General features: G+C 60.2%; 7 protein-coding genes and 1 pseudogene. 3 read left to right on the forward strand and 5 right to left on the reverse strand.

Translation table 11 applies throughout. The features are described 5' to 3' along the window. Positions 1-39 precede the first annotated feature (39 nt). Positions 40-5,229 (forward strand): malectin domain-containing carbohydrate-binding protein, encoded by a 5,190-nt coding sequence (locus CV102_RS26390; protein WP_222863701.1) that lies wholly within the window; start codon positions 40-42, stop codon positions 5,227-5,229. A 326-nt stretch (positions 5,230-5,555) separates the two neighbouring features. On the opposite strand, the gene CV102_RS15760 is transcribed toward CV102_RS26390, so the two are convergent. From CV102_RS15760 to CV102_RS15775, 4 genes are read right to left on the reverse strand one after another with little or no spacing between them, the layout of a single operon-like run. Further along, positions 5,556-6,170, reverse strand: coding sequence for a DUF624 domain-containing protein (locus CV102_RS15760; RefSeq protein WP_148858972.1), 615 nt, complete (start codon positions 6,168-6,170; stop codon positions 5,556-5,558). Further along, positions 6,170-7,027 carry a carbohydrate ABC transporter permease gene (locus CV102_RS15765; RefSeq protein ID WP_148858973.1) on the reverse strand — a complete coding sequence of 286 codons (858 nt, stop codon included), beginning with the start codon at positions 7,025-7,027 and terminating at the stop codon, positions 6,170-6,172. The genes CV102_RS15760 and CV102_RS15765 overlap by 1 nt, the downstream gene beginning before the upstream one ends. A 1-nt stretch (position 7,028) precedes the next feature. Beyond that, entirely contained in the window at positions 7,029-7,931 is a 903-nt protein-coding gene (locus CV102_RS15770) for a carbohydrate ABC transporter permease (protein ID WP_148858974.1), read from the reverse strand. Between the two features lie 2 nt (positions 7,932-7,933). Next, a complete protein-coding gene (locus CV102_RS15775; protein WP_148858975.1) occupies positions 7,934-9,088 on the reverse strand; it encodes an ABC transporter ATP-binding protein in 1,155 nt (384 codons plus the stop codon). Between the two features lie 121 nt (positions 9,089-9,209). Here CV102_RS15775 and CV102_RS27235 point away from each other — a divergent pair, with 121 nt between their 5' ends. Both CV102_RS27235 and CV102_RS15785 read left to right on the forward strand, forming a co-directional pair. Then, the gene (locus CV102_RS27235; RefSeq protein WP_148858976.1) at positions 9,210-9,428 is read left to right on the forward strand and encodes a beta-propeller fold lactonase family protein; all 219 of its coding nucleotides are present in this window, start codon (positions 9,210-9,212) and stop codon (positions 9,426-9,428) included. A gap of 62 nt (positions 9,429-9,490) precedes the next feature. Beyond that, positions 9,491-10,224: pseudogene (locus CV102_RS15785) on the forward strand (IS6 family transposase). Here the strand turns inward: CV102_RS15785 and CV102_RS15790 are convergent. Next, positions 10,190-10,417, reverse strand: coding sequence for a hypothetical protein (locus CV102_RS15790; protein WP_187432998.1), 228 nt, complete (start codon positions 10,415-10,417; stop codon positions 10,190-10,192). The pseudogene CV102_RS15785 and the gene CV102_RS15790 sit on opposite strands and share 35 nt — an antisense overlap. Positions 10,418-10,748 lie beyond the last annotated feature (331 nt).

The following is a 10,748-nucleotide window of genomic DNA, read 5'->3' on the forward strand; positions in this document are numbered from 1 at the left end:
TGCGGTCGCGGCCAGTCGCGTCCAGCGGACAGATGTACCATGGTTAGAAATCACGGATCGACGAACGATTCAACCCGACGCTCGACGAGTGACTACTACGGACTCAAACGACGAGACTTCCTCAAAAGCGGGCTTCTGGCGGCTCTGCTCGGCGTGAGTCCGTCGACGATGACGCCGACTGCGGTTGCGTCGGCGACCGAGACGGATGGATCCTCTCAGCCGTATCGACCCAACTACCACTTCGCGCCCAATCACGGCTGGATGAACGACCCGAACGGGACGGTCTACTACGACGGAGCGTACCATCTGTTCTACCAGGCCGGCGAGGACGAGCGGCGCTGGGATCACGCGGTGAGCGAGGACCTGCTCACCTGGAGGGAACTCGGAACCAAACTCCCGGTCGAGGAGCGGATCGAGCAGTGGTCCGGCGGCGGCATCGTCGATAGCGAGGACACCGCTGGCTTCGGCGAGGATGCGTTCGTGTTCCACTACACAGGTCACTTCCAGGACGAGGATCGGCAAGACCAGCGGCTTGCGTACAGTACGGACGACGGACGCACGTTGACGAAGTACGGTGAAAATCCCGTCATCGAAAGCGACGATGATGCGTTTCGCGACCCGAACGTCTTCTGGTACGAACCCGACGGGAGGTGGCGGATGGTCGTCGCGCGCGTCGACGACGCGCGGGATCGACCGAAGGGGGTGGAGATCTACGAGTCGGACGACCTGATCGACTGGACGTACCGCAGCACGTACGAACTGGACGGTGACGTCAGCGTCGAAACGCCAGATCTCTACGAGCTACCGGTCGAGGGAACGGACGAGACACGATGGGTCCTCACTATCTCCGCCGACTGGGACCGCGTCGAACATCACATCGGTCACTTCGACGGTACTGAGTTCACAGTCGACCGTATCGTACAGGCCGATTATGGTTGGGACTTCTATGCTCCGATGTCGTGGTCCGGCTCGCCGGACGGGACACACCGCTGGGTCGCGTGGATGAGCGAGTGGGAATACGCACACGACGTGCCGGACAACGGTTGGCAGGGTGTCCAGACGATTCCCCGGCGGACGACCCTCGTCGGCGGCGGCGACGGCATCGAGATCCGTCAGCGGCCCGTCGAAGCGGTCGAAGCCATCCGCGAGGAGCGACTCGCCTCGCTCGAGTCCGAGACGGTCTCGGAGAACGAAGACCCGCTCGCGGACGAACCGGTCGCGGGCCGCACGCTCGAGATCGACGCGACGATCGATCCGGGAAACGCCGATGCAGTCGGCCTGCGGGTGCGCGAATCCGACGGACAGGCTACCGTGATCGAATACGACGTCGACGAGTCTGAGCTCGTCTTCGATCGTTCCGAGTCCGGCGAGTTCTTCGGCGGTGGCGACGAGTACGACGTCGCTAGAGCGACGCTCGAGCCACGATCCGATGGCACCGTCCGCCTCCACCTACTGGTCGACCGATGTTCGGTCGAGGTTTTCGCCAACGATGGCCGGCTCACGATGTCTCACCTCGTCTATCCCGACTGGGAGAGCACGGGTGTTTCGTCGTATGCGGAGGGCGGTACCGCCGAGTTCGTCGAGTTCGAGGCCCACGAACTCCACGCGGAGCAGAACTGGGACCACGCTGGGATCGTCAACGCTGGCGGGAACGTGTACACCTCCGGTGAGGGGACGACCTTCCGACAGGACCAGTACTACCAGAACGGAGCGGCCTTCGAGTTCGACGACGCGATCGGTCGCACGCGATGGGACGAGGTGTACCGGACGGAGCGAGTCCACGAAGACCTCTCGTACCAGCTCCCGCTCGGCGAGGACGTCTACGACGTGGTGCTCCACTTCGCCGAGAACCACTTCGACTCGACGGGCGAGCGAATCTTCGACGTGGTCGTAGACGACGAAACGGTCGTGAACGATCTCGACATCTACGATGCGGTCGGCGGCGATGCTGCCCTGCGGACGCCCGTCTCTGAAGTCGTGGTCGACGACGACTCGCTTCCCATCGCATGCCCCGCGTCGAACGATGGGGGGAAACTCTCGGCCATCGAGGTAACGAGCAGCGGCCACGTAAACGTCGGTGCAGACGAGTTTTACACGACCGCCGACGAGATCACCTACGCACCGGATCGGTACTATTCGGGAGGCGGAACCTACGCGACCGACGATTCGATAGATGGAACTGACGACGACGAACTGTATCGGACAGAGCGGACCGCCGAGACGCTCGTCTACGAACTACCCGTCGGAAACGGTGTCTACGACGTCGAACTTCACTTCGCGGAGATCTACTTCGAGGAACCCGGCCAGCGCGTCTTCGACGTCTCCGTACAGGGCCGGACCGTTCGATCCGATCTCGACGTCTACGACGAAGTCGGCGGCAACACCGCGCTCGTCGAGCGCGTCTCGAACGTCACCGTTCACGACGGGATCCTGCGCGTCACGGCCGAGGCCTCGGTCGACAACGCGAAGATCAGCGCCATTCGGGTGACGACTCCGGGCGGCATCGCTTCGTGGACGTTCGACGAAGGGGACACCGAGTGGACGCGCGAAGCCGTGTCGAGCGTTCCGAACCGAGTCGCACACAAGGGCGACCGGGACCCGCTGTGGTTCGACGGCATCGACGATCGGAGCCTGCTGTTCGACGGGTACACGACGCGAGCCGAATGGCACGCGCTGGAACTCGATGCGCCAGCCCGCGAGGAACTCGCCGAACTGACCGTCGACGCGTGGGTTGCGCCGCGTTCGACCGGTGCTGGGACCGACAACGTCGACACGATCGTCGAACTCGCCGACCGGGACGCCGGACGGGGATTCGCTCTCGGCGTCGACGATCACCGCCGATGGGCGTTCGAGATCGGTCTTGGCGACGACTGGCGGACGATCCGCGTCGAAGAGGGCGCGCTCATCGACGTTTACGAGTGGACCCAGCTCACGGCAGTGTTCGACGGCCACGTCGGCGAGGTCCGCCTCTACAAGAACGGCGAGCTCGCGACGACCGAGACCGTCTCCACGGACGGCTCCGGCCCGGCGACGATCGTCCCCGCCGATGGATTCCTTCGGCTTGGGCGGAACGCGGATACGGACTACGTGCAGGAGACGTTCGCCACCGACGCGTTCAACGGCGCGATCGCCAGGATCGATCTACACGACGAAGCGTTCGACGATGGAGCGGTGCTCGACGCACACGAGGCGACGGTCGACGAACTGCCACCGATCGGGTATACGGACCTCACGGTCAACCCGGAGCAGTTCGACGGCGACGACTATCGGCCGCAGTTCCACCTCATTCCGCCGACACACTGGATGAACGAACCGCACGCACCGCTGTACTACAACGGCCAGTACCACCTGTTCTATCAGCACAATCCGAAGGGACCGTACTGGAACTATATCCACTGGGGCCATTGGGTAAGCGAGGATCTCGTCTACTGGGAACCCGTCGAGGACGCGCTCCGACCCGAGGCCGGCGTCGATCCCGGCGGTTGCTGGTCGGGTGACGCCTTCGTCGACGACGACGGCGTTCCTCGCCTCCTCTACACCGCGGGCACCGACGAGGACTCGGCGGCCCAGGAGGTCCACGAGGCGATTGCCGCCGACACCGACGACCCGGATCTGATCGACTGGGACAAGCGTGGACCGGTCATGAAGCAGCCCGATGACCCCGGACTCCGCGACGACGACTTCCGCGACCCGCACGTCTGGCTGGAGGGCGGTGAGTGGTTTGCACTCGTCGGTTCCGGCCTCGAGGACGGGGACGGCGGGACCGCCCTGCTGTACCACTCGCCGGACGCCGAAGAGTGGACGTACGAGGGTCGGTTCCACGAACTGGAGACCCCCGAACAGTACGCTCATCTCGGTGAGGTCTGGGAACTTCCCGTCCTGCTCCCGCTCGGTTCCGACAGCGACGGGACGGAGAAGTACTTCTTCTGTATCAACCCGCATGAGGGCGACGCTGACGTCGAGGTGTACTACTGGATCGGCGAGTGGGATGCGGAGAGTCGAACGTTCACTCCCGACTTCGAGGAGCCGCGACTGATCGATGAGGGCGCCAATCACTTCACCGGACCCAGCGGCTTCGTCGATCCCCAGGGTGACTGGACCGATTACGACCCGGAGAGCCACCGGTCGATCCTGTTCACTATCGCGCAGGACTATCGGCTGCCCGAACTGCGACACGACTGGGGGTGGGCGCACAATGGTGGCGCGCCGGTCGAACTCTCTCTGACCGACGACGAACTGCTGGCCGTCGAGCCAATCGAGGAACTGGCCTCGCTCAGACAGGAGAAGCTCCTCGAGATGAACGACGCGGATCCCGCGCTCGTCAACGACGCGCTCGAGAACGTCGAAGCAGATACCGTCGAGATGCGACTCGTCCTCGAATCGGAGGGGGCCTCGCAGTACGGTTTCGTCTGCCGCCGAACGCCGGACGGTGAGGAGCAGACGCTCGTCTTTTACGACGAGGAACTGCACGACGGCGAAATCCGGACCGACAGGACCGAGACGAGTCTCGACGATGACCTGATGGAGTGGGAAGCCGAACGGAGCGACCTCGAAACCACCGGACCGGTTCCTGGCTTCGATCACGCCGTTGAACCGCTCGAGCTCCGGGTGTTCGTCGACAAGTCGTTGATCGAGTGCTACCTGAACGGGCTGAAAAGCGTCACGACGCGCGCGTACCCGTCGCGAGAAGACGCGAACGAACTCCGGCTTTACCACGACGGCGATCTCACCGTCCGCTCGATCGAGATCTGGGAGATGGACGAGGTCGAGTTCGGTCCGAGCCAGGGTGCCGAAATCGAAGACGGTGGTACCTACTGCATCGAGAACGTCAACAGCGGAAGGGTTCTCGACGTCGAGGAACCGGACAGTGGCGACGGCGCGAACGTCCAGCAAGCCGACCGGACCGACGAGGGAAAACAGCGGTGGACGGCTCACGAGGTCGACGACGGCGTCTACCGGTTCGAGAACGCCGCCAGCGGCCGCGTCCTCGACGTCGAGGACGCTGGCGTCGAGGACGGTGACTCGCTCGTGCAGTGGGAGTGGTGGGGCGGCGACAACCAACGGTGGACCGTAGCCCGACTCGACGACGGCAGCTATCGCGTCAAGAACGCCAACAGCGGCAAGACCGCGGAGATCGACGAGGGTTCGACCGCCGATGGTGCCGACGTCGTCCAGTGGGAGTGGTGGGAGGGCGACCACCAGCGCTGGCGATTCGAACGGGACGACTGAGACACCGCAGCCTCGTTCGACGACGCTTTTCTCGGACTCTCGTGGTGTATCGATCGGCGTCCGACCTCGAGATTGCCACGATAGTGACAACTGAAACGGTCTACACACCGACCGCACTGTCCGCGGTTCTCACTCACTTCGTTCGCTCACGGGTCGTTCCTCCCCGTTCGCGGTCCGCGGTTCTCACTCACTTCGTTCGTTCCGAACCGCGCTCGCTCCGAACCGCGCTCCCGTCGTGCGATCGAGTGTGCACTGACTGTCAGTGGCCACTATCACTTCGTGAAGCGTTGCACTCGTTCGGAAAGAGGGAAACCCACCCTCGAGAATTACGCTGCGTTAGCTTCGGTAACCATCCGATGCTGGAACGAGAACGCCAGCATTGGATACAGCAATACGAAGCCAATCGTAAGCAGAAGCGTCGCGAGCAGGACGATGAGCGTCACCAGTCCCGTAAGTAGCGCGAGGGTCGGATGGGCAGCCGTCCACCGGATCCCCAATTTTATTGCCTTGGCAGGGGCCGTGCCGTCGGCCAGCTCGTAGAAGGTTGGGACCATGACTAACCCGGCGTAGAGGCCAACGTAGAGGCTGACGAAGAAGAGTCCGGTCGTGAGCAGTCCGGGATTCGAGAGGTGAGCGACGGCGTAGCCGGCGGCGATGACGAAGAACAACGGTGGGACGAGGCCGTAGAGCGTTGCCGGGACGAACTGGCTCCGGACGGTCCCGAGAAGTTCGTTCAATTCGACGCGGTTCCGATCGGAATCCAACTGACGGACCGCGACGTAGGCACCGAGCGTCGCCGGACCGATTGTAACGACCGGTACCGACGCGAGGAACCAGCAGACGCTAACGAGGGTTAGCGTGTGACTGTTACCGTAGACGAACCGACCCGTCGAACGGAGGGCGTCGGCAAACTGATTGGCGTCTGTACCGTCGGCAGCCATTATCCGGTCGTTCCCTGTAGTTGGACGCTCGAGATAAGCTTCTCCTGGAACAGGAGGAAGACGATGAACAGCGGCAGCGAAACGATCGCCAGCATCGTCATCAGTCGGTTTGCGAACTCACCATAAACTGACTGGAGTGTAACTGCGCCGATCGGAATCGTGTACATTGCATCGCTGTTGAGCACGATCAACGGCCAGAGGAACTGATTCCACGACCAGACGAAGGTGAAGAGCCCGAGTGCCGAGAGAATCGGCACCGATAGCGGGAGGATGATCTGTGCGTAGATTCGGAAGGTAGAGAACCCATCCATTCGCGCGGCCTCCTCGAGTTCCTCGGGGATATCACGGAAGAACTGGTAGAGGAGGAACACGCCGAGCGGGCCAGCAGTGAACGGCAGAATTACTGCCCAGTAGCTGTTCATCATGCCCAGTTGGTTGATCACCTGGAACAACGGGATGATGTTGACGAACGCCGGCACCATAAAGCTGGACACGATGATCCCGAGCACGAGCTTTCGGCCGGGCCACTCCAGCCGCGTTAGCGAGAACGCGATCAGTGAATCAAAGACCAGGACGAGCAGCGTCGTCACCGTCGCGATGAGCAGCGTATTGAAGATCCAGCGGTAGATGAGCGGCTGTTCGAACAGCACCCAGGACCAGTAGGCGAAGGTAACGTCCTCGGGAAACCAGGAGAAGGATCCGAGTTCGTCGGTCGGAGTGATCGACAGTACGAACATCTGGTACAGCGGGATCAGGAAGAGGATCCCAAGCCCGTACGCCGTTACGTAGGTCGCAAGCGTTTCGATAGCCGGTACGTCGAATTCGAAATCGTGTTCGGTTGGGTTGCGTAAGCTCATGTCAGTTCACCGTTTCTTCGATGACGTAGTAGTTGACCAACGATATCGCAATCAGGATTACCATGATGACGTAGCCGACTGCGGCGCCGTAGCCGAGATCGAAGGTTCGGAAACCGAGTTCGTAGAGGTAGAACACAGCCGTCTCCGTCGACCCAGCTGGACCGCCGTCGGTCATTACGAACGGCTGGCCGAACACCTGGAACTGCAGGATCGTGCCGGCGATGACACAGAAGATAATCGAGTTCTTCATCTGGGGAATAGTGATGTCCCAGGTCATCCGGATCGTACCCGCGCCGTCGAGTTTCGCGGCTTCGTAGAGGTGCTCCGGGACGCTCTGCCGAGCGGCGAGCAGGATGGCGAAGAAGAACCCGACCTGCCACCAGACGGTCGTGAGCGCGAGACCGGGCATCGCCAGGGACGTATCGCTGAGCACCCGGCCGAACAACCACGCGGTATACTGCGTGAAGACGCCGTTGGCACCGTACATCTGGACCCACAGGAGGCCGACGATGGAGACGGTCGTCACGTACGGGACGAAGTACGCGAACTGCAGGAACCTCGTTCCCTTGATACCGCGGTTGACGCCGAGGGCCATCACCACTCCGAGGACGGTCATCGCGGGGACGGTGAGGAACACGAAGTAAAACGTCTGTAAGAGGGCAGTGTGGAACCGGCCGTCAGCGATGATCGTTCGGTAGTTCTCGAGTCCGACGAATTCGGACTGATCGGGGTTGAGAAAGTTCCACTCGAAGAAGCTCATGTACAGCCCGTAGACGAGCGGGACGGCGAGAAAGACGACGAAGACGATGAGATAGGGGGCGGCGAACAGCAGGCCTTCGATCGTCTCCCGATCGACGTAGTCGCCGCCGAGTCGGTCGAGCAGCCGATGGTCACTCGTGGACATGGTTACTCCTCAGCGCTCCGGCCGCCGTCGGTAACTGCCGTCGGCTTCTCGGTCGTCTCCTCGGCGAGCAAGTTCTCACCGCTCGCTCGATCGAAGACGTGGAGTTCGGACTCGGGGAACTCGAGGTGAAGCCGAGATCCCTCTTCCGGTCGTCGATCACCGGGAACGCGAACCGTCCACTCGACGTCCTCCGAAACGAGGTAGAGGTAGTTGTCGCTCCCCTCGTGTTCCACGACGTCGAGCGTAACCGGGATCCGATTGTCACCGGGTTCGGCTTCGACTGTGACGTCCTCCGGGCGAATTCCAAGTTCGAGTTCCGCCCCACCGTCGCCCTCACGGACGCGGTCAGCGATCCGGTCGGAGACGCGGTACTCGAAATCCGCACCAATCAGCACGTTCCCCTCCATCTCGACTGTTGCAAAGTTCATCGATGGACTCCCGATGAAGTCGGCGACGAATCGATTGGTGGGGTTGGCATACACTTCTTCGGGCGTCCCGACTTGTTGTATCTCGCCTTCGTCAAAGATGACGATGCGGTCTGACATCGTCATCGCTTCCGTCTGGTCGTGCGTAACATAGACGGAAGTCGTCTCGAGATCCTCTTGTAGCCGCTGGAGTTCGGTCCGCATGCTCATCCGAAGCTTGGCGTCCAAGTTCGACAGTGGCTCGTCGAAGAGGAATACTTCGGGATCACGAACGATAGCGCGGCCCGTCGCAACCCGTTGTTGCTGCCCTCCCGAAAGACTCCCGGGCTTCTTCTCGAGTTGATCGCCGATACCCATCATCTCGGCCGTTTCTTCGACCCGTTGGTTGATTTCTTCCGTCGAAAGGTCTGTCGTCAACTTGAGGCCGTAGGACATGTTCTTCTGCACCGACATATGCGGATACAGCGCGTAGTTCTGGAACACCATCGCCACGTCCCGACGCTGCGGCGGTACGTCATTGACGACGCGATCCCCGATACGGATCTCACCGTCAGTAATGTCTTCCAATCCGGCGATCATCCGAAGGAGCGTCGACTTTCCTGATCCCGACGGACCGACGATAGTAAGAAACTCGCCGTCTCGTATCGTCAGCGACACCTCGTCGACTGCTAGAATCGAGTTACCTTTCGGATCGTATAGTTTACTCACGTCTGTACAGGTGATCTCGCTCATCGCAATCAATAATTGCTAGACTTTCATTTGAATCTTTTGTTGAGCTTCTTATAGAGGACCCTATAGTGTACGTCTGTCGACCCAAAGCGAACCAGAAACTACTACCGGGTACTCAATACGGATGTTTGACATCCGGAGCGACCCAGTGAATTCGGTCCAGCTCACCGTGACGTCGACTGGTGGGAACTGGCCACGGGACTTCAGGATCTCTCCGAGCAGCGACTCTATGTACGTCTGTCGTCAGCACAGCCACGATATCAAATCGTTCGCATCCGATTCTGATACCGGGACCTTCTTCAAGATCGCTCTCTCTACTCGACTAAGGCCCCTGTTTGCATAGAATTTCGGCACCGTCTAGTTAGCGCAGTTTGAGGAACGAGCAGGTCGTGGAGTTAGCTTGGAATGATGCTCGCAGACCTGCTCAGCGAGTGCTACGCGGCGGAATTTAATGAATCTTGGGAGCGGGAGCGGACGGCGACGCCCGTCAGGGTGTTCGCCGTCCGTCTCCACGCGACCGGGTGTTCGCTTCGGGAGACACAAGCGATTCTTCGCTTGATCGGCGTAAAACGCTCTCACCAAGCAATCTGGCATTGGGTACATCGGCTGGCTGACAGCGTTTCAGACCCGCCGACGTCCACGAGAGCTCCGCTCTCGTGCGGCCCATCAGAACGCCTCGCGTTCTGAGGACGGCGAAGCCGTCGCGGGTCGCCATTGATAAGACCGCTGTCAAGATTAACGGCGACTGGTCTTGGGTGTGTGTTGCAATAGACGTAGACTCTAGGCTTATTCTCGATGTCGCAGTGTTCGGACGACGAGGCACCGATCCAGCCGCTGCGTTCCTGCATCGATTGACCGAGAAACACGATCTCTCCCAGACAATATTTCTCGTCGATGGCTACGGATATCTGACTGCCCTCTCTCGATTGGGGTTGAGCGGTCAGCTCGACTACGTCGACCGAAACCGCATCGAGAAGTGGTTTCACACCTTGATGATGAGGGTTGACCGCTTCCACAACTCATGGGTGGGCAGTCGGGCGAGCGTCAAGGAGTGTCTTGAGCATTTCATACATTACTATAACACACAACGACCGCACCAGTCACTCAACGGACAGACGCCAGCGGAGGTGCTAAACTAGACAGTGCCGGATTGCCGAGTATGTCTGACCACCAGTAAAAGAGTAAGACAATAACTGCCATTAGAAACCCGTATACAGCTCCGGATACGAGGGAGTCACTGGAAAAATAAGAGACGAGACCTATTGCTATTGGCAAAATCAATATAAGTCCAATTGTCTGCTTAAGTGCAAGGTCAATATCCATCTCAGCCATTATCTGACAATAACTGTTCTGCTATGTATTCTCTTCGCCGTTCAATTCGCACGTGTAGTGAGCGGATTATTCACTGGATCCGGTGTGAAACAAATTCGGTCGTTGTGCTGCACTAATACTCTATATTCAGCAGGCTGTTTTTGACAGATTCTATAGGAAGCAGTCAGACAGTGCTGAATAGAGAGCGCGAGTGTCGCACGAGATCTGGCTTGATTTGTGAAGGCTGGTGATTGATCAGTGCAAATCCGTTTATTCCCAAATAGAGGCCGTTCCTAAGCAGTAGAATAGTGCTATCCATCCGAGAAAGAGTCCTGCAATCACCACCAGGAAA

Origin of the sequence: Natronococcus pandeyae, from assembly GCF_008122205.1 — an archaeon.
GTDB classification, from domain to species: Archaea; Halobacteriota; Halobacteria; order Halobacteriales; family Natrialbaceae; genus Natronococcus; species Natronococcus pandeyae.